The following is a 25,133-nucleotide window of genomic DNA, read 5'->3' as shown; positions in this document are numbered from 1 at the left end:
GACGGTCGTGTGAACGAGATACCAGCGAAGGCGCAGCAGCCGGGCGCGGCAACGGGCGGTGCTTCCGGCACCCCCGATGCGTCCGGCGTGCCCGGTGCGTCCGGCGATGCCGGCGGCACCGGGGCGAGTGCTGCCGCAGACGCTGACGCACGTACGGGCGGCGCGGGCAGCGCCGCCGGCGCCGACGCGCGCACGGATGGCGCGGGCAGCACCGGCATCGGCGCTGACGCACGTACGGACGGCGCGGACGCCGAGCCGGTCCGGAGCGCCGGGCACGGGTCCGCCGGGAACGCCGGAGGCGCGCTGTGGCAGAGCAGCCCGCCCGGTTCGATCTACGACTACATCAGGGTGGCGTCCTTCTCACTGGGCGCCGACGGCTGCGTGGAGCAGTGGAGCAGCCGCGCCGAGGAACTCTTCGGGGTGGCCGCACACGACGTCGTGGGCCGCGACCCGGTCGAGGTCTTCGTGCCCGAGCGGCACCGTGGGCGCGGTCACCGCGAGGTGGCCGAGATCCTCGACGGCAAGGAGTGGACCGGTCTCGTCCCGTTCCGGATGCCCGGCACGTCGTCCGGTGCCGAGGGGGTCGCGGAGATCTACGTGATGCCCAGCGAGACGCCGACCGGGGAGCGCGGCGCACTCTGCCTCGTCGTGGACGTCCGCGTGCTGCGCCGGATCGAAACCGACCTCGCCGCATCACAGGCCATTTTCGGTCAATCTCCCTTCGGCTTCCTGCTCTTCGGTACCGACCTCACCGTGCAGCGCACCAACAGCCGTTTCGCGGAGGTCTTCGGCGGTGCCACCGACGACCACCGCGGCCGTACGGTGCACGACTACCTGGCCCCGCCCGAGGCGAACCGGATGTCCGCCGCCCTGAAGCGGGTCCTGGAGAGCGGCGACTCCATGACCGACATCCAGATCACCGGCACGGAGCCGGGCGGCGACGAGCGCCGCCACTGGTCGGTCAACCTCTACCGGGTGCACAGCGGCTCCGGCCGCCCGGTCGGCGTCGCGGGCCTGGCCACCGACGTCACCCGCCGCCACCGGGCCGCCCGCGAGGCCGCCGACGCCCGGCGCAACCTCGCCCTCCTCAACGAGGCGGGGGCCCGGATAGGGAATTCGCTCGACCTGGAGACCACCGCCCGCGAGCTCCTCGACGTCGCCGTCCCCGGCTTCTGCGACCTCGCGTCCGTGGACCTCTACCAAGGGCTGCTCACCGGCGACGAGGCACCGCCGGGCGTCACCGACGGCAGCGCCGAACTGCGCCGGGTCGCCTTCGCCAGCGCCGTCTCGGACGCCCCGCTGGCCGCGCCGGGCTGCGTGGGCCCGGGGGAGGACCCGGCCGAGATCACCGTCGGCTCCGTGCACCGCTACCCCTTCGGCACGCCGTGCGCCAAGGCGCTGCGCACCGGGCGGGCCAGGGCGGTGCACGGCGAGGAGGGCGACCTCGTGCACTCCACCCTCGCCGTCCCGATGGTCGCCCACGACACGGTCATCGGGCTGGTCCAGTTCTCCCGTACCAAGGGCAGCGAGCTCTTCGGCGAGCGGGACCGGGCGCTCGCCACCGAGCTGGCCTCCCGCGCCGCCGTCTGCATGGACAACGCCCGTCTCTACCGCAGGGAGCACGAGCGCGCGCTGATCCTCCAGCGCAGCCTGCTGCCGCCGGGCGACCCGGAGGCCGCCGGCCTCGACATCGCCTGCCGCTACCTGCCGGGCAACACCGCGACCGAGGTGGGCGGCGACTGGTTCGACGTCATCGAACTGCCGGGCCACCGGACCGCGCTCGTGGTGGGCGACGTCATGGGGCGGGGCCTGCGGGCCGCCGTCGCCATGGGTGAACTGCGCACCGCGGTGCGGACCTTGGCCCTGCTCGACCTCGAACCGGCCGAGGTCCTCTCGGCGCTGGACGAGATCGCCCGCGGACTCGGCACCCCCAGCGGCGCCCAGCAGGCGTCCAGGGCCACCCACAAGTCCCGTGAGGCCGACCTCTCCGAGGTGTACCTCGCGACCTGTGTGTACGCGGTATACGACCCGGTCACCCGCCGATGTACGTTCGCCAACGCGGGCCATCTGCCGCCCGTGGTGGTCGAACCGGGGGAGGAGCCGCTGCTCCTCGACGTACCGCCGGGAATGCCGCTCGGTGTCGGCGGCGAACCCTTCGAGGAGGTCGAGGTCGAGCTGGCCGAGGGGTCGCTGCTCGCCCTCTACACGGACGGCCTGGTCGAGTCCCGTGACCACCCGCTGGACGAGGGCCTGCGCGACTTCCGCACCGCCATGAGCGCGGCGGCCCGCCCCCTCGAAGACGTCTGCGACCACGTCCTGAACACCCTCGACACCCGGCACGGCGAGGACGACATCGCCCTGCTGATGGCCCGCATCCAGGGCCTCCCGGCTTCGTCGGTCGGCGACTGGCGGCTGCCGCGCGAGCCACGCTCGGTGGGCCGGGCCCGGGAACTGGCGCGCGCGCAGCTCCAGTCCTGGGACCTCGAAGACCTCGTCGACACCACCGAACTGCTGGTCAGCGAACTGGTGACGAACGCACTGCGCTACGGCGAGGGCGAGGTGCGGCTGCGGCTGCTGCTCGACCGCACGCTGGTGTGCGAGGTCTGGGACGCGGGTCTCGTGCAGCCCAGGCGGCGACGGGCCAGGGACACCGACGAGGGTGGCCGCGGACTCCAGCTGGTCGGGCTGCTGAGCGCGGCGTGGGGGGCGCGGCGCACCCCGCGCGGCAAGACGGTGTGGTTCGAACTCGCGCTGCCGGACGGGGAGTCGCAGACCGCGGCCGAACTGAGCGTGGACCAGCTGCTGAGCATGTACTGAGGGGTGCCGGGGGTCGGGGCACGGTACGGGGTTCCAGGCGGCGGAGCCGGCAGCCGGGCACGGTGGGGGGTCCCGGGTGGCGGGGTCGGCAGCGGGGCACGGTGCGGACTTCCGGGTAGCGGGGTCGGCGGCCGTTAACGGTGTGGGATTCCGGGGCGGCGCGGTGGCCGGGCACGGTGCGGAGTCTGCCCGGTGCGGAGTTCGCCCGGGGCGGGTCTGCCGGTCGTCCGCGGTGTGCGGTGAGTGGGCCGCCGCCCCGCCCCGGGGGCTCAGCGGTTCTTGAGGGCGGCCAGTCTGGCCTCGACCTCCGCGTCGTCGCCCAGGCCGTCCAGCTCCTCGAACTGGGCGTCCAGCGAGGACGCGGCCAGCTCCTGCTTGCCCATCGCCCGCGCCTCCTCGCGCCGCACCTTGTCCTCGAACCGGCCGAGCTCGCTCGTCGGGTCCAGGACGTTGATGTTCTTCACCGCGTCCATCATCGTGTTCTGCGCCTGCGCCGACTTCGCGCGGGCCACCAGCTCGTCGCGCTTGGCGGTGAGTTCGCCCAGCTTGGCCTTCATCTTGGCGAGCCCGTCCGTGAGGCCCGTGACCACCTCGGTCTGTGCGGCGATCGTCGGTTCGGCCGTCTTCGCCTCCTTCTCCGACTGGAGCTGGCGCTGCAGGGCGACCTTGGCGAGGCCGTCGAACTTGTCCGCGTCCGCCGCCGAGCCGCCCGTCCGCAGCTCGTCGGCCTTCTTGCTGGCGGCGAGTGCCTTGCCGCCCCACTCCTGGGCTGCCTCCACGTCCTCGCGGTGGTCCTGCTCCAGGAGCCGCAGATTGCCGATGGTGGTCGCGACGGCCTCCTCCGCCTCCGCGATGTTGGAGGTGTAGTCGCGGATCAGCTGGTCGAGCATCTTCTGCGGGTCCTCGGCCTGGTCGAGGAGGGCGTTGATGTTGGCCTTGGCGAGCTGGGTGACCCGGCCGAGGATCGACTGCTTGGACATGCGTGACTCCTTGGGTGGGGTGTGCGGGTGGGGTGTGCGGCGAGATGTCCTCGATCGAGGAATTCCGTCATGGTCGAACGTGGCTAGAAGCGGCCTCCGCCGCCCCTGCGGCCCCTGGTGCCGCCGCCGCCGAAGCTGCCGGGACCGCCGCCTCCGCCGAAACCTCCGCCGCCGAGGCCGCCCCCGCCGAAACCTCCGCCGCCGAAGCCTCCGCCGCGACCGCCGTTGAGGATGCCGCCGAGGATGATGCCGCCGAGGACGGCGCCGCCCAGGCCGCCTCCGCCGCCGGAACCCCCTCCGGCGTACGGACCGCCGTAGCCGCGCACGTCCTGCTCGGCCAGGCTCTGGGCCTGCCGGGCCAGTGAGTCCGCCTGCTGGGCCTCGGCGAGCGCTCCGGGGGCGTCGCCCGACGTGTCGAGAGCGCCCGACTGCTCCAGGTGGCGCTGCGCCTCGGCGAGGCGGGTGCGGGCCTGGCTGCCGACGGCGCCCCGGTGGGTGGTGATGTAGTCGGCGGCGGCGCCGATCGCGGCGCGTGCCGTCAGGGTGGCCTGGCCGAGGAGGTCCCGGGCCCGGCGCCCGGTGGTCTCGCGCTCGCGGGCCCCGGTCAGGGCGTCGTCGAGTGCGGCGTCGGCCTCCTCGGTGCGGCGCAGCGCGTCGATCGGGTCGTACCGCCCCGCCCGCATCTCCTCCCGTACGTCACGCAGGACGGTCTCCGCGCGGGCGATGCGGCCCTGGAGGTCGGCGGTGCTCGTACCGGGCGTCGTACCGTCGAGAAGGCCGCGGGCGTCAGCGAGGTCGGTGTCGGTCTCGGTGAGGGCGCCGTCCAACTGGCCGGCCGCCTGGGCGAGTTCGTTGGCCCGCCGCTCCACCGAGTCCACCAGGGTCGCCGCCTGGTCGACGGCGCCCTCGGCGGCACGTACGAAGACGGCGGCCTTGCTGTTGTCGCCCGCCGCCAGTGTCTGGCGGGCCTCGTTCAGGCTGGTGGTGGCGAACACCAGCCGGTCCTTGGCCTGTTCGACGTGGCCGGCGACGGGGGCGGTCGCGGAGTCCGAGTAACGGGCGGCCAGCGCGGTCAGGGTCGCCTCCGCGGTACTCGTACGCCCGGTGAGGTCGCGGAAGGCGGTTTCGGCCGCTTCGAGGGCGGCGGGCGCGTTGCGCTCCAGCTCGCGCAGCCGGTCGAAGGAGTCGGACTCGGCGTCGAGCCGCCGGTTGGCCTCGGTGCAGCGGGCCAGGATCTCGTCGAGCATCCGGCGCTTGGTCGGGTCGTCCTCGGGGATGGCGTCGTCGAGCTGCTGGCGCACCCGGAACGCCGCCGTCAGCTCGCCCTTCGCGTACGAGAGCGCGTCGGCGAACGGCCGTGCGGCCTCGTCGCCGAACTGGGCGGTGGCGAAGCCGAGTTCCTCCTCGCTCGTACGGATGGCGTCGTCGGTCCGTACGAGCGCCTGCTTGGCCTGGCCGTCGAGCTCGGGGAGCGGGGTGAGGGGGGCGGGGGCGGACGGCTGGCGCGCCGGGCCGCCGCCGCGAGCGCCGCCGGCCTTGCGCTTCCTCCTGGTGTACGCGTACGCCGCGAGCGCCCCGGCGCCGCCGACGGCGACCACGGGCAGGACGACGTCGACCGGACTGCTGGACTCGGAGCCGGGGTCCCGGGTGCCGGGGGTCAGGGTGGGGGTGGGGACGGGCTTTCCGTCGAGCACGGCGTCGTACCCGTTCGCGGCGCCGATCGCTGCGCCGGCCCAGTCGTTCTCGCGCAGGGCCGGCTTGACGGCGGTGCTGGAGACCTCGGCGAGCTGGGCGTCGGTGAGGCGGGAGTCGTTGTCCACGGAGTACGCGAACTGGCGGTCGTGGGTGGCGACCGCGAGGAGGACGTCGTCCCGGCCGAGCCCGCCCCGCGTGGCGGTGGCGTCGGCCCAGCTCTGTGCGGACCGGCCGGAGAAGTCGCGGACGTACACGACGAACAGCTGGACGCGCTGGTCGGTGTACAGCCGGTCGAGGGCGTCGGCGACGTCTCCGCGGCGGTTGCCGAGGGCCCCGGCCTTGTCGGTGATCTGGCCGTCGGTGGAGAGCGGCACGGGGTTCTCGGCGGGAGGCGGGGCGTGGCCGGCGGCGTACGTGGGGCCACCGGCGAGGCCGCAGAAGGCCAGGGCCACCAACGCGGCCGATCGGGCGGCCGTCCGGCCACGGCTCTCAAGAGACGTCACATTTCGGAGGCTATGTCCCTCTCGGTCCACCCGCGACCGGACGCGTCCGCGGGGAACCGTGCGCCTGGCCACGACGCGCCTGCATCGTTCCCACCCACGCCCCGGGGGCACCTCCTAGGGGCGCGGGGAACTGCGCGATCAGCCACGACGCGCCCGCGCAATCCGCCCGCACCCGCAGGGAGCACCCCCTAGGGGCGCGGGGAACTGCGCGATCAGCCACGACGCGCCCGCACACTCCCCACGCACACGCAGGGGGCACCTCCCAGGGGCGCGGGGAACTGCGCGATCAGCCAGGAGGCGCCCGCGCGAAGGAAACGCACCGGCAAGGGGGCACGCGAAGGGGGCGCTCCGCGCGAGGGGCCGCCCCCTTGCCCACCCGTCCCGCCCCCGGGGGGCGGCCCCGCTGCCCAAGGAGGCGGGGGGGGGTAGGGAGGGAAGAGGTGGCGGCCCCGCTGCCCAAGGAGGCTGGGGGTGGGGGTAGGGAGGGAAGAGGTGGCGGCCCCGCTGCCCAAGGAGGCTGGGGGTGGGGGTAGGGAGGGAAGAGGTGGCGGCCCCGCTGCCCACGGGGGCTGGCGTAGGGGGCCGCGCCGCTGCCACGGGGGCTGGAGTAGAGGGTGGCCCCTATGCTCCGGGAGCTGACGTGGAGAGGACCAGCAGGATTCGCTAGCGCGCGGCCAGCGTCTGGGTCAGGAGGGTCGCCTCCTCCGCCGACTGCCGGATGTCGAAGAGTTCGGCCAGGACTCTCGGGACCTCCGCAGGTTCCAGGACCCGGGTCCCGGTGGGGACGTCGGGGTCCGGGGAGCTGGTCGTCAGGGTGAGTTCGTCCAGGACGTGCAGACGGTCCGGCAGCACGCGCTGCACATACAGCCGCCGGCTGAAGGGCGAGTGCGGGTTCGAGGCGACGAAGTAGTTCGAGACCCGGAAGTCGATCGGGTACTGCGGCGTCTCCGTGAACGTGTGCCGCACCATCCAGCCGGACCCGTCCGCAGCGGTACCCGTACCCGTACCTGTAGCCGTACGCGCCGTAGCCGTCCCCGTACCCGCCGCCGGCTGGTGGAGTGCCCAGCCGTGCGCCCCCGGTGAGACCTCCCCCTCGCGGAGCCAGTACCGCCACGAGTCCTGCCTCACCTCGTTGCCCGCCTCGCCCCTGATCATCTCGATCGGCTCCAGCTGGCTCGCTCCGAAGCCCACGTCGCACAGCTGGCGCCGGCCGTCGAGTTCCACCACCAGCATGGCGTGCGAGGTCGGCAGGATCCGGTCGGTCTCGCCCATGACCACCCGGCCCTGCACGGCGAAGAAGTCGTAGCCGAGAGCTTCGAGCGCCGCCGCGAACAACGTGGCGTGCTCGAAGCAGTAGCCCGCCCGGCCGCCGGTCACCAGCTTGGCCCCGAGGGTCTCCAGATCCAGCGGCACGTCGTGGTGGAGCATCGCGTCGACCGTGCTCCAGCGCAGGTGCAGCACATGGCCGCGGTGCAGGGCGCGGAGCGTCTCCAGGGTCGGCGCGCGGTCCCCCTCGTAGGAGATCTTGGTCAGATAGGCGTCGAGATCGAACGAGTCGCTGTTCCACATGCCCGGTGCAGCGCACGTCCCGCCGGAGCTATTCCGTCCGCCTGCGGATCTTGTTGCCGAGCCAGACCAGCGGGTCGTACTTGCGGTCGACCGCCCGTTCCTTCAACGGGATCAGCGCGTTGTCGGTGATCCGGATGTGCTCGGGGCACACCTCGGTGCAGCACTTGGTGATGTTGCAGTAGCCGAGTCCGTGCTCCTCCTGGGCGGTGCGCTTGCGGTCGAGACCGGACTCGGCGGCCGCGTCCAGCGGGTGCATGTCCAGCTCCGCGACCCGCATCAGGAAGCGCGGTCCGGCGAAGGAGGCCTTGTTCTCCTCGTGGTCGCGCACCACGTGACAGGTGTCCTGGCACAGGAAGCACTCGATGCACTTGCGGAACTCCTGCGAACGCTCCACATCGATCTGCTGCATCCGGTACTCGCCCGGGGCCACCCCCTCGGGCGGCACGAACGCCGGCACCTCCCGCGCCTTCGTGTAGTTGAACGACACGTCCGTCACCAGGTCCCGTACCACCGGAAAGGCGCGCAGCGGTGTCACGGTGATCGTGTCGGACGGCGTGAAGGTCGACATCCGGGTCATGCACAGCAGCCGGGGCCGCCCGTTGATCTCCGCACTGCACGAGCCGCACTTGCCCGCCTTGCAGTTCCAGCGGACCGCGAGGTCGGGGGCCTGGGTGGCCTGCAGGCGGTGGATGATGTCGAGGACGACCTCGCCCTCGTTCACGGCGACCTTGAAGTCCTCCAGGCCGCCGCCCTCCGAACTGCCCCGCCACACCTTGAAGTTGGCCACGTACTTGGCAGACACCGGTTCTTCGGACGCAGTGTTCGTCACTCGAACAGCTCCTCTTCGGCGAGGTACTTGACCAGCTCCTCCTTCTCGAAGAGGGCGAGCAGGTCCGGGCGGATGGGCTCGGTCGTCGTCCGGGCGAGCTCGATCTGGCCGCGTACCGGGTCGGTCGCCGCCAGCCCGCCCGTCGGGTCGGCGGGGCGGCACAGCAGGTTCACCGGCCGCCAGGAGCGCTCCATGGCCGGGAAGTCCTCCCGGGTGTGGCCGCCGCGGCTCTCGGTGCGCTCCAGGGCGGCGCGCGCGATGCACTCGCTGACCAGCAGCATGTTGCGCAGGTCAAGGGCCAGGTGCCAGCCCGGGTTGAACTGGCGGTGCCCCTCCACCCCGGCGCGCCGCGCCCGCACCCGCAGTTCGGCGAGCTTGTCGAGGGCCTGGGTCATCTCGGCCTCCCGCCGGATGATGCCGACCAGGTCGTTCATGGTCTGCTGCAGCTCCTGGTGGAGGGTGTACGGATTCTCCGGCGGGCGGCCGAGCGCCGCCGGGTCGTGCGGGGCGGCCCCCGGTTCGGGCCCCTCCGCCGAGAACGGCCGCAGCGCCTCGGCCGCCGCCGCGTCCACCTGCGCCTCGTCCACCCGTGGGCGACCGCCCGCCGTGTGCTCGAAGGCGTGCTGGGCCGCGTGCAGGCCGGCCCGGCGGCCGAAGACCAGCAGGTCGGACAGGGAGTTGCCGCCGAGCCGGTTCGAGCCGTGCATCCCGCCCGCGACCTCCCCCGCCGCGTACAGGCCCGGCACCCCGCGGGTGGCCGCGGTGTCGGAGTCGACGGCGACGCCGCCCATCACGTAGTGGCAGGTGGGTCCGACCTCCATCGCCTCGGCGGTGATGTCCACGTCCGCCAGCTCCTTGAACTGGTGGTACATGGAAGGCAGTCGGCGCCGGATCGTCTCGGCGGGCATCCGCGTCGACACATCCAGGTAGACGCCGCCGTGCGGGGTGCCCCGGCCCGCCTTCACCTCGGAGTTGATGGCGCGGGCCACCTCGTCGCGGGGGAGCAGTTCGGGCGGGCGCCGGTTGTTGTCCGGGTCCTCGTACCAGCGGTCGCCCTCCGCCTCGGACTCCGCGTACTTCTCCTTGAAGACGTCCGGGACGTACTCGAACATGAACCGCTTGCCGTCGGAGTTGCGCAGCACACCGCCGTCCCCGCGCACCGACTCGGTGACGAGGATCCCCTTCACGGACGGCGGCCAGACCATCCCCGTCGGGTGGAACTGCACGAACTCCATGTTCAGCAGCGGCGCCCCTGCCAGCAGGGCCAGCGCGTGGCCGTCCCCGGTGTACTCCCACGAGTTCGACGTCACCTTGAAGGACTTGCCGATGCCGCCGGTGGCCAGGATCACGCTCGGCGCCTCCAGTACGAAGAAGCGGCCGGACTCGCGCTCGTAGCAGAAGGTGCCGGCCACCCTCCCCGGCCCCGCCCCTGAGCCGTCCGGGTCCTCGGTCAGCACCCGGGTGACCGTGCACTCCTGGAAGACCTTGAGCCGGGACTCGTAATCGCCGGTCTGCCGGAAGTCCTCCTGCTGGAGCGCCACGATCTTCTGCTGGAGGGTGCGGATCAGTTCGAGCCCGGTCCGGTCGCCGACGTGGGCCAGCCTGGGGTACTCGTGGCCGCCGAAGTTGCGCTGGGATATCCGGCCGTCGGCGGTGCGGTCGAAGAGCGCACCCCAGGTCTCCAGCTCCCACACCCGGTCCGGGGCCTCGCGGGCGTGCAGCTCCGCCATCCGCCACTGGTTGAGGAACTTCCCGCCGCGCATGGTGTCGCGGAAGTGCACCTGCCAGCTGTCCCCGGAGTTCACGTTGCCCATGGACGCGGCGATGCCTCCCTCGGCCATCACCGTGTGCGCCTTGCCGAACAGGGACTTGCAGATCACCGCGGTACGGGCGCCCTGCTCACGCGCCTCGATCGCGGCCCGCAGCCCGGCGCCGCCCGCGCCGACCACGACGACGTCCCATTCCTGCCGCTCCAGCTGAGTCATTGTCGATGGGCTCCGATTGTTAGAAGAAGCGCGGGTCGTCGAAGGCGCCGGACGCGACGAGGTACACGTAGAAGTCGGCGACCGCGACGCTGATCAACGAGGCCCAGGCGAGCAGCATGTGACGGTCGTTCAACTTGCCGACCCAGCCCCACAGCCGGTAGCGCACGGGGTGCTTGGAGAAGTGCTTCAGCCGGCCGCCCACGATGTGCCGGCAGGAGTGGCAGGAGAAGGTGTACGCCCAGATCAGCGTGATGTTGACGAGGAAGACGAGCGTGCCGAGGCCCATGTGGCCCCACTCGTAGTGCTCGTCGCGGAAGGACAGCACGGTGTCGTACGTGAGGATGCCGGCGACGGGCACGGCCGCGTAGAAGAAGTACCGGTGGATGTTCTGCAGGACCAGCGGGAACCGGGTCTCGCCGGAGTACTTCTTGTGCGGCTCGGCGACCGCGCAGGCCGGGGGCGAGGCCCAGAAGCCGCGGTAGTAGGCCTTGCGGTAGTAGTAACAGGTCAGCCGGAAGCCCAGCGGGAAGATCAGGATCAGCAGGGCGGGGGAGAGGCCCCACCAGCTGCCGAAGATCTCCCAGTTGGGGCCGCCCTTCATGGGGATGCAGTTCTCCGCGAGGCAGGGCGAGTAGAACGGCGAGACGTAAGGGGCGGAGTAGTAGTCGCCGTTGGAGAAGGCGCGCCAGGTCGAGTACACGACGAAGGCGAACAGCCCGGCGGCGGTGAGGGCGGGCGCGAGCCACCAGCGGTCGGTGCGCAGATGGCGGGCGGGGATCCGGGCCCGGGTGGGGGAGTGAACGCCGGTGCGAGGCGCGCCGGACGGGCGCGGCTCCTCACGTGCGGCGCTCGTGTCGCGGGCGGCGGGGTCGGTGCCTGTGGCCAACGGGGGCTCCGGGGGGAGAGGGCGGGGCTCGGTCTGCGGCGGAGGTCGGAGGGCTTGGATGGGGGTGTGGGCGGTGGGCGGTGGGCGGTGGGTGGCGGGCGTGGACGGGGGGCGTGGACGGTGGGCGGCGAGCGGCGAGCGGCGAGCGGCGAGCGTCGGTCGTCGGGCGTGGACGGCGGTCGTGGGCGGTGGGCGGCGGGCGGCGGGCGGCGGGCGTGGGCGTGGTCGGCGGCCGTGGACGGGGCGTGGTCGTGGTCGGCGGTCGTGGTCGGCGGGCGGGGACGCTCAGCGTGGGGGCCGTCCCCCTGCCCGCCCGTGCAGCCTCGGGTCCCCCTGCCCACCCGGGCCGCCCCGGGGACGCCCCCGCTGCCCGAGCGGCCGAGGGGGGGATCAGGGCGCTCGGCGGTCGCGGGCGCCCAGGCCCTCGTCGTCGGAGTCCGTCCACAGGGCGCTGTCGTACGGCGCGTCCGGAATCGTGATCAGCTCCGGCCTCGGCGGTGTGTGCACCGCCCCGGACGCCGCGGCGCCGAGCATCGCCACGCTCTCGCGCAGGTGCGCCGCGTCGGTGCGGACCCGGCGGGCGTCCAGCCCGTGACTCTCGTCCAGCCGCCCCGACAACCGCAGCACCGCGCGGTCCAGCCGGTCCAGACAGTCCTGAAGTTCTGCCAGTTCTTCGTGCAGGGACATGAATTGCCCTCGCTTCCGCGGTGCGGTAGGGGACGCGTCTGCGCCTTGGAGTGTCGCGCGTCACATCCCCCGTTGTGAAGGGTGCGTGCGGTGTTACGCGAAGTGCGCGCGCCCCGCGCGCCCCGCACGGGGACGGATTGGGCCGCACGGGTGGGCTTCCCCGGATGCCCGACGTGTCGGCGCCACCTCCCGTACGAGGTCCCTTTCAGTGGGTCGGCAGGAACAAGTGTGATCACCGCAATAAGCCCCCAAATGTGAATGCAACGGCCCGTTCCGGTAGGAGGGCCGGGTCAGCCTGGAGGTACAGCCATGTCCGACGTCGGCCCCCACCGGAGGTTTCCCCGGCCTGCCCGCCCGCTCCGCGGCCTCGCCCTCCTCACCTCCGGCGTGCTCGCGCTCCCCGCGCTGGCGGCCTGTGGCGGGAACGCGGACGCCGAGAGTGCGGGCGCGCCCGCGGCAGCCGCCGACCTCGCCCCCGCGAGCCGTGAGCGGGTCGCGGACGGCGGCACGCTGAACTGGGCCGTCGACTCGGTACCGGCCACCTTCAACGCCTTCCAGGCCGACGCCGACGCCACCACGGCGCGCGTCGCGGGCGCCGTGCTGCCCGCCCTCTTCGTACTCGACGCGGCAGGAAAGCCGCAGCGCAACCCGGACTTCCTGGAGGACGCCACAGTCGTTGAGCGCGAGCCCAAGCAGGTCGTCCTCTACAAGATCAACCAGCAGGCGGTATGGGGTGACGGCAGGCAGATCGGGGCCGCCGACTTCGTCGCCCAGTGGCGGGCGCTGCGCGGCAAGGAATCCGCGTACTGGACCGCCCGCAACGCCGGTTACGAGCGCATCGAGAAGATCGAGAGGGGTGCGAACGACCTTGAGGTGAAGGTCACTTACGCCAAGCCCTACGCCGACTGGCGCTCGCTGTTCACCCCCCTGTACCCCAAGGAGGTGATGGGCACGCCCGACGCCTTCAACGACGGCGCCCGTACGAAGCTGAAGTCCACGGCCGGGCCCTTCCGCCCGGTGAAGGTGGACCGGGCGGCGGGCTCGGTCGTGCTGGAGCGCAATCCCCGCTGGTGGGGGATGCCCGCCAAGCTGGACAAGCTGGTGCTGCGGGCGGTGCCGCGCGGTGAGCGCGCCTCCGCGCTGGCCGAGGGCAAGGTCGACGTCGCGGAGGTCGACAGGACCACGGCCGAGCGCATCTCCCACGCCGTCAAGGACGCGGGCAAGCCACCCGTCGCCCACGGCCCCGGCTCCACCGTCACCCCCGCCGAGGCGCTCCGCTCCTGGGCGAGGGCGCACGGCGCCGCCGCCGACGAGGAGGAGGCGGAGGCCGAGCAGGAGACCCGCAGGAAGGCGAAGGAGGCGGCCACGAAGTACGCCACCGAACAGCGCGCCCTGCGCCGCTTCACCGTCCGCAAGTCGCTGGAGCCCGCGTACACCCAACTCGCCCTCAACGGCGCCTCGGGGCCGCTCTCCGACGAGCGGGTGCGCCGCGCGGTGGCCCGCGCGCTGAACCGGCAGGAACTCGCCGAGACCGTCCTCGCCCCGCTCGGCCTGCCGGCCGCGCCGCTCGGCAGCCACCTCGCCCTCGCCGGGCAGCAGGCGTACGCCGACGGCAGTGACGCCCTCGGCAGCCAGGACACCCAGGCCGCACAGGCCCTGCTGGCCGACGCGGGCTTCACCCCCGGCGGCGCGGGCAGCCGCACGGCGGGCAGCGAGTCCGCGGCGGAGAAGAAGAAGCGCGAGCAGGCGAAGAAGAAGAAGGAGCAGGAGGCCGCGGACGAGGGGCCGTCGGACGACGGCATGTACATCGTCGGCGACGACAAGCCGGCCACCGAGAAGTCGGAAGACGACAAGCCGGCCGCCAAGAAGTCGGAAGACGACAAGCCCGCCGCCAAGAAGTCGGACGACGACAAGCCCGCCGCCGAGAAGCCGGGCGAGGGGAGTCACGCCGCGGGCAAGGCGGGCAAGGCGAGCGAGGCGGGCAAGGCGGGCAAGGCCGGGGAGGACAAGCCGGGGGACAGCGGCAACAACGCGTTCCGCACCGAGTCCGGGATCTACGTCCTCGCCCCCGCCATCGGCCTCGGCGCCCTGCACAACGACTCCGACAGCAAGGCCGACGCCAAGACCGAGGCGAAGGAGAAGAAGGACGGGGGCATGGCCGGCGCCTACGCCCCGCGCGGCACCGCCGCACCGGCCTCCCGTGCGGCCACCGCAGCCGGCGCGGGCGCGGCGGCACGCGCACCCCGGGTGGTCGGCAAGGAGGGCAAGCCGCTGACCCTGCGCTTCGTGCTCCCCGCCGACCCCGGCTCGGCCGCCCTGCGCACCGTCGGCGAGAAGATCTCGCGGATGCTCCAGACCATCGGCGTACGTACCGAGATCACCAAGGTCGAGGACGAGAGCTACTTCAAGGACCACATCGCCTCGGGCGACTACGACCTGGCGCTCTACTCCTGGCCCGGCACCGCGTACCCGGCGACCGACGGCCGGCCGATCTTCGCCAAGCCCGAGCCCGCGGCGGACGGTTCGCTGCTCGTCGAGCAGAACTACACCCGGGTCGGTACCGACCACATCGACCAGCTCTTCGACCGGGCCGCCGCCGAGCTCGACGAGGAGAGCGCCCACGACCTGGTGAAGCAGGCCGATGCCCGGATCTGGGCGGCCGCCGGGTCCATTCCGCTCTACCAGCGTCCCGAGCTGGTCGCCGCCAGGCCCCAACTGGCCAATGTCGGTGCCTTCGGCTTCTCCGCGCCCCGCTACCAGGACATCGGATTCAAGAAGCCCGATTCCGCCAAGGATGCCCGCAAGTAACGGGAAATAAGGGTTCCGCCGCAGGTCAGGGGCCATCTCGGGATCTGAGAATCAGCTCATTTTCGGCTCAATTTCCTTGCCCGCCGGGTCTCCGGCGGGCAAGGTCGTCCGGGAACCCGTTGACCCGGAGCGCAGCACCCCACCCCTGTAGCAACCCCTCCCGATCGGTGCCCGGGAAGCCCGTCCCGCGCCAGCCCCGTACCATGGGGTAAGCCGTGGCGCGTCCGCCCGGTGGGCGTACGAGGAACGAGACGCCGCATCCCACGATCGAGAGAAGCGTTAAGCCACCCATGCCCACGCGCCACGACATCCGTAACGTCGCCATCGTCGCTCACGTCGACCACGGCAAGACCACCCTGGTCGACGCCATGCTCAAGCAGGCCGGTGCGTTCGCCGCCCACGCCGCTGAGTCGCTCGACGACCGCATGATGGACAGCAACGACCTGGAGCGTGAGAAGGGCATCACGATCCTGGCCAAGAACACGGCGGTGAAGTACCACCCGAAGGATGGCGGCGACGTCATCACCATCAACATCATCGACACCCCCGGCCACGCCGACTTCGGTGGTGAGGTCGAGCGCGGCCTGTCGATGGTCGACGCGGTCGTCCTGCTCGTCGACGCGTCCGAGGGCCCGCTGCCGCAGACCCGCTTCGTGCTCCGCAAGGCGCTGTCCGCGAAGATGCCGGTCATCCTGTGCATCAACAAGACGGACCGTCCCGACTCCCGGATCGCCGAGGTCGTCGACGAGACGTACGACCTGTTCCTGGACCTGGACGCGGACGAGGACCAGATCGAGTTCCCGATCGTCTACGCCTGTGCGCGTGACGGCGTCGCCTCGCTGACCAAGCCGGAGGACGGCACCGTCCCGGCCGACAGCGAGAACCTGGAGCCGTTCTTCTCCACGATCCTCCAGCACGTCCCGGCTCCCGAGTACGACGAGGCCGCCCCCCTTCAGGCGCACGTCACCAACCTCGACGCCGACAACTTCCTCGGCCGTATCGCGCTGTGCCGCGTGGAGCAGGGCGAGCTGCGCAAGGGCCAGACCGTGGCCTGGATCAAGCGTGACGGCACGATGTCCAACGTCCGCATCACCGAGCTGATGATGACCGAGGCGCTCACCCGCAAGCCCGCCGAGAAGGCAGGCCCCGGTGACATCTGCGCCATCGCCGGTATCCCGGACATCATGATCGGCGAGACCCTGGCCGACCCGGAGAACCCGATCGCGCTGCCGCTGATCACGGTCGACGAGCCCGCGATCTCGATGACCATCGGTGCCAACACCTCGCCGCTGGTCGGCAAGGGCGGCAAGGGCCACAAGGTCACCGCGCGCCAGATCAAGGACCGCCTCGACCGCGAGCTGGTCGGTAACGTCTCGCTGCGCGTCCTGGAGACCGAGCGCCCCGACGCCTGGGAGGTGCAGGGCCGCGGTGAGCTGGCGCTGGCCATCCTGGTCGAGCAGATGCGCCGTGAGGGCTTCGAGCTGACCGTCGGCAAGCCCGAGGTGGTCACCAAGCAGATCGACGGCAAGACGCACGAGCCCATCGAGCGCATGACCGTGGACTGCCCCGAGGAGCACCTCGGTGCCATCACGCAGCTCATGGCGACCCGCAAGGGCCGCATGGAGACGATGACGAACCACGGTTCGGGCTGGGTCCGCATGGAGTGGATCGTGCCGTCCCGCGGCCTCATCGGCTTCCGTACGGAGTTCCTGACCCAGACCCGCGGCACCGGCATCGCGCACTCGATCTTCGAGGGCCACGAGCCGTGGTTCGGCGACCTGCGCACCCGCCACAACGGCTCCCTGGTCGCGGACCGCGCGGGCTCGGTCACGCCGTTCGCGATGGTCAACCTGCAGGAGCGCGGTGTCATCTTCACCGAGGCCGGCACCGAGGTGTACGAGGGCATGATCATCGGCGAGAACTCGCGCGCCGACGACATGGACGTGAACATCACCAAGGAGAAGAAGCTCACCAACATGCGTGCGGCTTCCGCGGACACCACGGAGAACGTGGTCCCGGCCCGCAAGCTCTCCCTGGAGCAGTCCCTGGAGTTCTGCCGCGAGGACGAGTGCATCGAGGTGACCCCGGAGACGGTGCGCATCCGCAAGGTGGTCCTGGACGCGAAGGAGCGCGGACGCAGCGCGTCCCGCGCGAAGCGCTAGTCGCTTTGGCGGTGGGCAGATTGACACCGCCCTGCGTCCCTGTGGGGCGGCCCTGAGGGCGGTCCCTGTCGCGCCGTCGAATGGCCCGGTATCCGTGGTTTCGGATGCCGGGCCATTGGTGTGTCCGGGGCGCGAACCGGAGGGTGTTCGGGCGGGGCGGTCAAGGCATTTTCGCGGGTCAAGTGTCCGGATATCGATCAACACTCTCCGGAAGTTGCGTTAACAGTCCGTTTCGGGGGTGTCTGTCTGTGCTCGGTTTGTCCGGATTTCGGGCACAGAGGGGTAAGTGATGTTGTCAAAACGAGACCCTTTAAGTGTGGTTTACGGATCGGGCGTACTTAATAGTTGGCTCCATTGAGCTCGGGTCAATGGGTCACGCGCTGTGGGGAGCGCCGACTCACGAGCACACTGGGGCACCAGAATCTTCTCGCCGTCAGGGGTGTCGGCGAGTGCACCTGTGCCCCCTCTTGCAGTGATCAAGTGGACTCATGAGGAGGAACCCCATGCGTGGTGCCAAGAGCGCCAAGTGGGTCGCGGGAGCGATAGTCGTGGCCCTGGCTGCGACTGCCTGTGGTGGCAACGACAACAAGAGCGGCGGCGGCATGGACGCCGGGAAGGCCGACCCGAACGGCATCCTGGTCGCTCAGCTGAGCGAGCCGCAGAACCCGCTGCAGCCGGCGAACGCCAAGGAGAGCCAGGGCAGCCGCGTCCTGCGCACGATCTTCTCCGGCCTCGTCGACTACGAGCCCGGCTCGGGCAAGCTGAAGAACGTCAACGCCGAGTCGGTCACTCCCAACGCCGACTCGTCGGTGTGGACCGTCAAGCTGAAGGCCGGCTGGAAGTTCCACGACGGCACCCCGGTCACTGCGAAGTCCTACGTGGACTCGTGGAACTGGTCCGCCAACACGAAGAACAACCAGACCAACTCCAGCTGGTTCGCGGACATCAAGGGCTACGCCGATGTCCACCCGGAGAAGGGCGACCCGAAGAAGACCGAGATGGAGGGTCTGAAGGTCGTCGACGAGAACACCTTCACGATCAGCCTGACCGGTCCGGTCTCGTACTTCGCGTACAAGCTCGGCTACGACGTCTTCGCACCGCTGCCGGAGTCCTTCTTCAAGGACCCGAAGGCCGCGGGCCAGAAGCCGGTCGGCAACGGCCCGTACAAGTTCGAGTCGTGGGACCACAACAAGCTCATCAAGGTTCGCAAGTTCGACGGTTACCAGGGCCCGAACAAGGCCAAGAACGGTGGCATCGACTTCAAGAACTACACGACCGCGGAGTCTGCCTACTCGGCGCTGCGTTCGGACCAGCTGGACTGGATCGAGCAGGTCCCGGTCACCGCGCTGAAGAACTACAAGCAGGACCTGGGCGACCGCGCGATCGACCAGGAGTACTCCGCGGTCCAGTCGATCGTCCCGGCGTTCTACACGGACCAGTTCAAGGACATCGACCCCAAGGTCATCCAGGGTCTGTCGATGGCCATCGACCGCCAGACGATCACCAAGACCGTCCTCAACGGCACCCGTGAGCCCGCGGACTCCTACGTCGCCCGCGGCGTGCTCGGCTACAAGGCCGGCGCCCTCGGTGACATCACGAAGTTCGACCCGGCGAAGGCCAAGGCCCTCATCAAGGAGGGTGGCGGCGTCCCGGGCAACAAGATCTCGATCCAGTTCAACGCCGACCAGCCGCACAAGGCGTGGGTCGACGCGGTCTGCAACTCGATCCGCCAGTCCACGGGCGTCGAGTGCGTCGGCGACTCGAAGCCTGACTTCGCGACCGACCTGAACGCGCGTGACGCCAAGAAGGTCAAGTCCATGTACCGCGGTGGCTGGGTGCTCGACTACCCGGTCAACTCGAACTTCATGCGCGACCTGTACGGCACCACGGCCGCCGGTAACACCAGCGGTTACTCCAACAAGGCGTTCGACGAGCTGGCGGCCAAGGCCGACAAGGCCAAGACGCTCGAAGACACGGTGAAGCTGTACCAGGACGCCGAGCAGCTCCTGGCGAAGGACATGCCGGCCATCCCGCTGTGGTTCTACAAGAACAACTCGGGCCAGTCCAAGAACGTCTTCGGAAAGATCGTGTACGGCCAGGACGGCGACCCGCTCTTCTCCGACGTTCAGGTGAAGGCCAAGAAGTAAGTCTCGGGACCAGCCTGCCGGTGCCGCCTCCACAGAGGGGCGGCGCCGGCAAGCAGGCGTAGGCCCGTCAACTCACCGCCCCTACCCCGCGGCGGAGAACAACTGCGAAGGCCATCGCCGACCCCTCACGGCATGGAGGCATGATGGGGCGTTACGTCGCTCGGCGACTGCTCCAGATGATCCCGGTGTTCATCGGGACCACTCTGTTGATTTTCCTTATGGTTCACATCCTTCCCGGCGACCCGATCCGGGCGATGTTCGGTGACAAGGGTGCGGACCCGGCCCAGTTGGCCTCGCTGCGTCATGAGTTCGGGCTCGATCAGCCCCTTCACATGCAGTACCTGAACTACATGAAGGACCTGTTCCAGCTCGACTTCGGACAGACCTTCGGCGGTCGGCCCGTCTGGGACGAGATGACGGCCGCCTTCCCGGTGACCATCAGGCTCACGGTCGTCGCGCTCACCATCGAACTGATCGTCGGTCTCGCGCTCGGCGCCTGGGCCGGCCTCAAGGTGGGCAAGGCCCCGGACACCGGTGTCCTGCTGTTCACCCTGATCGTCATCTCGGTGCCGGTGTTCATCATGGGCTACCTGGCCCGCTACTTCTTCGCGGACACCCTCGGCTGGGTGGCTCCGAACGTCGAAGACTCGATGGACATCACGCAGTTGCTGTTGCCAGGCTTCGTCCTGGCCATGCTCTCCATGGCGTACGTGGCACGACTGACGCGTACGACCTTCGCCGAGAACCTTCGCGCGGACTACATGCGCACCGCCCTCGCCAAGGGTCTGCCCCGACGCCGCATCGTCGGGGTGCACCTGATGCGCAACTCCCTGATCCCCGTGGTCACCTTCATCGGCACGGACATCGGCGGATTCATCGGTGGCGCCGTCGTCACCGAGGGCATCTTCAACGTCCAGGGAGTGGGCAACCTTCTCTACAGGGCGCTTCAGCAGCGGGAGGGTTCCACCATCGTCGGAATCGTCACGGTGTTCGTCCTGATCATCCTGGTGATCAACCTGATCGTCGACCTGCTGTACGCGGTCCTGGACCCGAGGATCCGGTATGCCTGACGTGACCAAGTCCAAGACCGACGCAGCAGTGGACGCCATCGCGCCCCCGGCTGCCGACCCGGGCCCCGCGGTCGTGCAGAAGGCCGCGACCGGCAAGCCCCGCAGCCTGTGGGGCGACGCCTGGTTCGACCTGCGCCACCGCCCCATGTTCTGGACCGCGGCGACCATGCTGTTCGTCCTGCTGGTGATCGCGGCCTTTCCCGGCCTGTTCACCGGTGCCGACCCGCGGGCCGGCGACCTGACGAACCACTACCTGTCCAAGCCCGAGCTGGGGCACTTCTTCCAGGCGGACTGGTTCGGCTACGACATCCAGGGGCGTTCGATCTACGCGCGTGTCATCCACGGCACCCGCGCCTCGATCCTCGTCGGTGTCGGCGTCACCGTCGCGATCACCCTCATCGGCGGCCTGCTGGGACTGCTCTCCGGCTACTTCGGCGGCTGGCTCGACTCGATCATTTCTCGCGTCGTGGACATCTTCTTCGGTCTGCCGTTCCTGCTGGGCACGATGGTGGTCCTGAACGCGTTCACCGAGCGCAAGGTGTACGTCGTCATCGCGGCGCTCTCGTTCCTCGGCTGGACGTCTATCTGCCGGGTGATGAGGGCATCGGTGATCACCGCCAAGCAGGCGGACTACGTCACCGCCGCCCGTGCACTCGGTGCGGGAACCACCCGGATGCTCTTCCGGCACGTCCTGCCCAACGCGCTCGCGCCCACCATCGTGGTCGCCACCATCGCGCTGGGCGGCTTCATCTCGGCCGAGGCCACGCTGTCCTACCTGGGACTGGGTCTCGCCGACCCGACCATCTCGTGGGGCATCGACATCTCGTCGGGCAGCGAGGAGATCCGCAACAACCTCCATGTGCTGATCTTCCCCGCCGGCATGCTGTTCCTTACGGTCTTCGCGTTCATCATGCTTGGTGACACGGTCCGTGACGCCCTCGACCCGAAGCTGCGCTAGGAGGGCGTCGTGACGATCATCGAAGAAACCTCAGGTGCTCCCTTCCCCGGACCGGGTGAGGCGGACAGCACACCGCTGCTCGAAGTGCGCGACCTGCACGTGGAGTTCCACACCCGTGACGGTGTGGCCAAGGCGGTCAACGGAGTGAACTACTCCGTCGGGGCGGGCGAGACCCTCGCCGTCCTCGGCGAGTCCGGCTCGGGCAAGTCCGTGACCGCGCAGGCGATCATGGGCATCCTGGACATGCCACCGGGCAAGATCCCGCAGGGCCAGATCCTCTACCGCGGGCAGGACATGCTCACGATGGGGTACGAGGAGCGGCGGAAGATCCGCGGCCGGAAGATCGCGATGATCTTCCAGGACGCGCTGTCCTCCCTCAACCCCGTACTGACCGTGGGCTACCAGCTCGGCGAGATGTACCGGGTACACCTCGGTCTGTCCAAGAAGGACGCCAAGGCCAAGGCGATCGAGCTGATGGAGCAGGTCAAGATCCCCGCCGCCAAGGCGCGGGTCGACGACTACCCGCACCAGTTCTCCGGCGGCATGCGCCAGCGCATCATGATCGCGATGGCGCTCGCCCTGGAGCCGGACCTGATCATCGCGGACGAGCCGACCACGGCGCTCGACGTGACCGTTCAGGCCCAGGTCATGGACCTGCTCGCGGAGCTGCAGCGCGAGTACCGCATGGGCCTGATCCTGATCACCCACGACCTGGGCGTCGTCGCCGACGTCGCGGACAAGATCGCGGTGATGTACGCGGGCCGGATCGTGGAGACCGCCCCGGTCGCGGAGATCTACAAGCGGCCGGCCCACCCGTACACCAAGGGCCTCCTCGAATCGATTCCGCGCCTGGACCAGAAGGGCCAGGAGCTGTACGCGATCAAGGGGCTGCCGCCCAACCTGCTGAAGATCCCGAGCGGCTGCGCGTTCAACCCGCGCTGCCCCATGGCGCAGGACGTCTGCCGCACGGACGTCCCTGCCCTGGTCCAGGTCACCGAACGGGACGGCACCGAACTGCCCGGCCGCGGAAGCGCGTGCCACTTCTGGAAGGAGACGATCCATGGCTGAGCTCAAGAAGTCGGATGAGGCCGTGGACGCGACCCCCAACGTCACCGAGGTCGAGACGGTGGAGACCGCCTCGGTCGAGGACTCCGTCGCCGCCATCGAGGCGCCGGTGGAGCGCGGGGAGCCGATCCTCCAGGTCCGCAACCTGGTCAAGCACTTCCCGCTCACCCATGGCGTCCTCTTCAAGCGCCAGGTCGGCGCGGTCAAGGCCGTCGACGGCATCTCCTTCGACCTGTACCAGGGCGAGACCCTGGGCATCGTGGGCGAGTCCGGCTGCGGCAAGTCCACGGTCGCCAAGCTCCTGATGACGCTGGAGACGGCCACCGCGGGCGAGGTCTTCTACAAGGGCCAGGACATCACCAAGCTGTCCGGGCGCGCGCTGAAGGCGGTCCGCCGCAACATCCAGATGGTCTTCCAGGACCCGTACACCTCGCTGAACCCGCGCATGACGGTCGGCGACATCATCGGGGAGCCCTTCGAGATCCACCCCGAGGTGGCCCCGAAGGGTGACCGGCGGCGCAAGGTCCAGGACCTGCTGGACGTCGTCGGTCTGAACCCGGAGTACATCAACCGCTACCCGCACCAGTTCTCCGGCGGTCAGCGCCAGCGCATCGGCATCGCCCGCGGCCTGGCGCTCAACCCGGAGATCATCATCTGCGACGAGCCCGTCTCGGCCCTGGACGTCTCCGTCCAGGCGCAGGTGATCAACCTGATGGAGAAGCTCCAGGACGAGTTCAACCTGTCCTACCTCTTCATCGCGCACGACCTGTCCATCGTCCGGCACATCTCCGACCGGGTCGGCGTGATGTACCTGGGCAAGATGGCCGAGATCGGTTCCGACGCGGCGATCTACGAGCACCCGACGCACCCGTACACCCAGGCGCTGCTGTCGGCCGTGCCGGTGCCGGACCCGTCCGCCCGTGAGCACCGTGAGCGGATCATCCTCAGCGGTGACGTGCCCTCGCCGGCCAACCCGCCGTCGGGCTGCCGCTTCCGCACCCGCTGCTGGAAGGCCGAGGACAGGTGCGCCGAGGAGGAGCCGCTGCTGGCGATCCCGACCCGGTTCGTGGGTCAGGACTCCCCGGCAGCCCACGAGTCGGCGTGCCACTTCGCCGAGGAGAAGGACGTGGTGGGCGCGGCCTGACCCACCGCGCCCGGTTGCCGGGTCCCGACAGCTCCGCCCCCGTACCGGAATCCCGGTACGGGGGCGGAGCTGTGCGCGGCCCGGGCGGGGGCAGGCAGATGGGCGCGGCAAAGATGCACCTTCGAGGTACATGGGGTGATATAGGTCCCTAAGTCGTCTTTGGGACTCTAGGAGGCACTCCATGCGCGGAGCCAGGCACGCCAAGTGGGCCGCGGGTGCGGCAGCCGTCGCACTCGCGGCCACCGCCTGCGGGGGCGGCGGCAGCGGCGGTGGCGAGGCGGGCGTGGTCAGTGCGTCCTGGGGCGATCCGCAGAACCCCCTGGAGCCCGCCAACACCACCGAGGTGCAGGGCGGCAAGGTGCTGGAGATGCTCTTCCGCGGGCTCAAGAAGTACAACCCGAAGACCGGCGCGGCCGAGAACATGCTCGCCGAGAAGATCGACACCACCGACTCGCAGAACTTCACCGTCACGGTCAAGCCCGGCTGGAAGTTCAGCAATGGCGAGAAAGTGACGGCGAAGTCGTTCGTGGACGCCTGGAACTACGGCGCGCACCTCAAGAACAAGCAGAAGGGCGCCCCCTTCTTCGGCTACATCGAGGGCTACGACAAGGTCCACCCCGAGAAGGGCGCGGCCACCGCGGACACCCTGTCGGGGCTGAAGGTCACCGGCGAGAACACCTTCACGGTCAAGCTCAGCCAGAAGTTCTCCACCTGGCCCGAGACGCTGGGCTACGCCGCCTTCGCACCGCTGCCGAAGGTCTTCTTCGACGACCACGACGGCTTCCTCAAGGCACCGGTCGGCAACGGCCCGTACACCGTCAAGTCGTACGACAAGGGCTCGGTGATGAACCTGCGCAAGTGGGCCGAGTACCCGGGCGCCGACAAGGCCCAGAACGAGGGCGTGGACCTCAAGGTCTACACCGACTACGGCACCGCGTACACCGACCTGACGGCCGGCAACCTCGACCTGCTGGACGACGTGCCCGCCGCCCAGCTCAAGAACGTCAAGAACGACGTCGGCGGCCGGTACCTCAACACCCCGGCGGGCATCATCCAGACGCTCGCCTTCCCGTTCTACGACGCCGACTGGAACAAGGCCGGCTCCGCGAAGGTCCGCCGGGGCCTGTCGATGGCCATCAACCGGGCGCAGATCACCGACACGATCTTCCAGAAGACCCGCACCCCGGCCACCGACTGGACCTCCCCGGTGCTCGGCGCGGCGGGCGGCTACAAGGCCGGACTGTGCGGCGCGGCCTGCGAGTACAACGCGGCCGAGGCCAAGAAGCTGGTCGCCGAGGGCGGCGGCATCCCCGGCGGCCAGATGACGATCTCGTACAACGCGGACACCGGCTCCCACAAGGAGTGGGTGGACGCCGTCTGCAACAGCATCAACAACGCGCTGGGCAACAACAAGGCCTGTGTCGGCAACCCCATCGGCACCTTCGCCGACTTCCGCAGCCAGGCCGGCCAGCAGAAGTTCACCGGCCCCTTCCGGGCGGGCTGGCAGATGGACTACCCGCTGATCCAGAACTTCCTGGAGCCGCTGTACGCGACGGGCGCCTCGTCCAACGACGGCAAGTTCTCCAGCAAGGAGTTCGACGGCCTGCTGAAGGAGGCCAACGCGGAGACCGACACCACGAAGGCCACCACGAAGTTCCAGGAGGCCGAGAAGGTCGTCGCCGACCAGATGGCCGCCATCCCGCTCTGGTACCAGAACGGCTCCGCCGCCTACTCCGAGCGCACCTCCAACGTCACGCTGAACCCCTTCAGCATCCCGGTCTACAACCAGGTCAAGGTCAGCTGACGGCCGTCACGCCCCGGTTCACCC

General features: G+C 70.2%; 16 protein-coding genes. 9 read left to right on the top strand and 7 right to left on the bottom strand.

Features of this window, described 5'->3' with window-relative positions; all coding sequences use genetic code 11:
• Positions 1-303: 303 nt before the first annotated feature.
• On the top strand, positions 304-2,817 hold the full coding sequence (locus tag ACIQM4_RS06660; RefSeq protein ID WP_401588148.1) for a SpoIIE family protein phosphatase: 2,514 nt from the start codon (positions 304-306) through the stop codon (positions 2,815-2,817).
• 269 nt (positions 2,818-3,086) lie between these two features.
• On the opposite strand, the gene ACIQM4_RS06655 is transcribed toward ACIQM4_RS06660, so the two are convergent.
• From ACIQM4_RS06655 to ACIQM4_RS06625, 7 genes are all read right to left on the bottom strand, one after another.
• Positions 3,087-3,797, bottom strand: a complete 711-nt coding sequence (locus ACIQM4_RS06655; protein ID WP_401586947.1) for a PspA/IM30 family protein — start codon at positions 3,795-3,797, stop codon at positions 3,087-3,089.
• Between the two features lie 83 nt (positions 3,798-3,880).
• Positions 3,881-5,995: a TPM domain-containing protein gene (locus ACIQM4_RS06650; protein ID WP_401586945.1), complete on the bottom strand. Its 2,115-nt coding sequence runs from the start codon at positions 5,993-5,995 to the stop codon at positions 3,881-3,883.
• Positions 5,996-6,658: 663 nt separating this feature from the next.
• Positions 6,659-7,564 (bottom strand): arylamine N-acetyltransferase, encoded by a 906-nt coding sequence (locus tag ACIQM4_RS06645; RefSeq protein WP_401586943.1) that lies wholly within the window; start codon positions 7,562-7,564, stop codon positions 6,659-6,661.
• A 28-nt stretch (positions 7,565-7,592) separates the two neighbouring features.
• Positions 7,593-8,393, bottom strand: coding sequence for a succinate dehydrogenase/fumarate reductase iron-sulfur subunit (locus tag ACIQM4_RS06640; protein WP_401586941.1), 801 nt, complete (start codon positions 8,391-8,393; stop codon positions 7,593-7,595).
• Positions 8,390-10,378 carry a fumarate reductase/succinate dehydrogenase flavoprotein subunit gene (locus tag ACIQM4_RS06635; protein ID WP_401586938.1) on the bottom strand — a complete coding sequence of 663 codons (1,989 nt, stop codon included), beginning with the start codon at positions 10,376-10,378 and terminating at the stop codon, positions 8,390-8,392. The genes ACIQM4_RS06640 and ACIQM4_RS06635 overlap by 4 nt, the downstream gene beginning before the upstream one ends.
• Before the next feature lie 19 nt (positions 10,379-10,397).
• Positions 10,398-11,264, bottom strand: a complete 867-nt coding sequence (locus ACIQM4_RS06630; RefSeq protein ID WP_401586936.1) for a hypothetical protein — start codon at positions 11,262-11,264, stop codon at positions 10,398-10,400.
• A 390-nt stretch (positions 11,265-11,654) separates the two neighbouring features.
• Positions 11,655-11,951 (bottom strand): hypothetical protein, encoded by a 297-nt coding sequence (locus tag ACIQM4_RS06625; RefSeq protein ID WP_401586933.1) that lies wholly within the window; start codon positions 11,949-11,951, stop codon positions 11,655-11,657.
• A gap of 309 nt (positions 11,952-12,260) precedes the next feature.
• On the opposite strand from ACIQM4_RS06625, the gene ACIQM4_RS06620 reads away from it, so the two are divergent.
• The 8 genes from ACIQM4_RS06620 to ACIQM4_RS06585 all read left to right on the top strand — a co-directional run bounded on the left by ACIQM4_RS06620 (position 12,261) and on the right by ACIQM4_RS06585 (position 25,109).
• Positions 12,261-14,759, top strand: a complete 2,499-nt coding sequence (locus ACIQM4_RS06620; RefSeq protein WP_401586930.1) for an ABC transporter family substrate-binding protein — start codon at positions 12,261-12,263, stop codon at positions 14,757-14,759.
• Positions 14,760-15,049: 290 nt separating this feature from the next.
• A complete protein-coding gene (typA, locus tag ACIQM4_RS06615) occupies positions 15,050-16,921 on the top strand; it encodes a translational GTPase TypA (protein WP_401586928.1) in 1,872 nt (623 codons plus the stop codon).
• Positions 16,922-17,424: 503 nt separating this feature from the next.
• Positions 17,425-19,068 (top strand): ABC transporter substrate-binding protein, encoded by a 1,644-nt coding sequence (locus ACIQM4_RS06610; RefSeq protein ID WP_401586925.1) that lies wholly within the window; start codon positions 17,425-17,427, stop codon positions 19,066-19,068.
• 143 nt (positions 19,069-19,211) lie between these two features.
• Positions 19,212-20,138, top strand: coding sequence for an ABC transporter permease (locus tag ACIQM4_RS06605; protein ID WP_401588145.1), 927 nt, complete (start codon positions 19,212-19,214; stop codon positions 20,136-20,138).
• Positions 20,131-21,096, top strand: coding sequence for an ABC transporter permease (locus ACIQM4_RS06600; protein ID WP_401586923.1), 966 nt, complete (start codon positions 20,131-20,133; stop codon positions 21,094-21,096). The genes ACIQM4_RS06605 and ACIQM4_RS06600 overlap by 8 nt, the downstream gene beginning before the upstream one ends.
• 9 nt (positions 21,097-21,105) lie before the next feature.
• Positions 21,106-22,164 carry an ABC transporter ATP-binding protein gene (locus ACIQM4_RS06595; RefSeq protein WP_401586921.1) on the top strand — a complete coding sequence of 353 codons (1,059 nt, stop codon included), beginning with the start codon at positions 21,106-21,108 and terminating at the stop codon, positions 22,162-22,164.
• Positions 22,157-23,305 carry an ABC transporter ATP-binding protein gene (locus tag ACIQM4_RS06590; protein WP_401586919.1) on the top strand — a complete coding sequence of 383 codons (1,149 nt, stop codon included), beginning with the start codon at positions 22,157-22,159 and terminating at the stop codon, positions 23,303-23,305. The genes ACIQM4_RS06595 and ACIQM4_RS06590 overlap by 8 nt, the downstream gene beginning before the upstream one ends.
• A gap of 181 nt (positions 23,306-23,486) precedes the next feature.
• A complete protein-coding gene (locus ACIQM4_RS06585; RefSeq protein WP_401586917.1) occupies positions 23,487-25,109 on the top strand; it encodes an ABC transporter substrate-binding protein in 1,623 nt (540 codons plus the stop codon).
• Positions 25,110-25,133 lie beyond the last annotated feature (24 nt).

This window comes from Streptomyces sp. NPDC091272 (assembly GCF_044757485.1).
In the GTDB taxonomy this organism is placed as follows: Bacteria; Actinomycetota; Actinomycetes; order Streptomycetales; family Streptomycetaceae; genus Streptomyces.
This window is presented reverse-complemented; position numbering and strand designations above follow the sequence as displayed.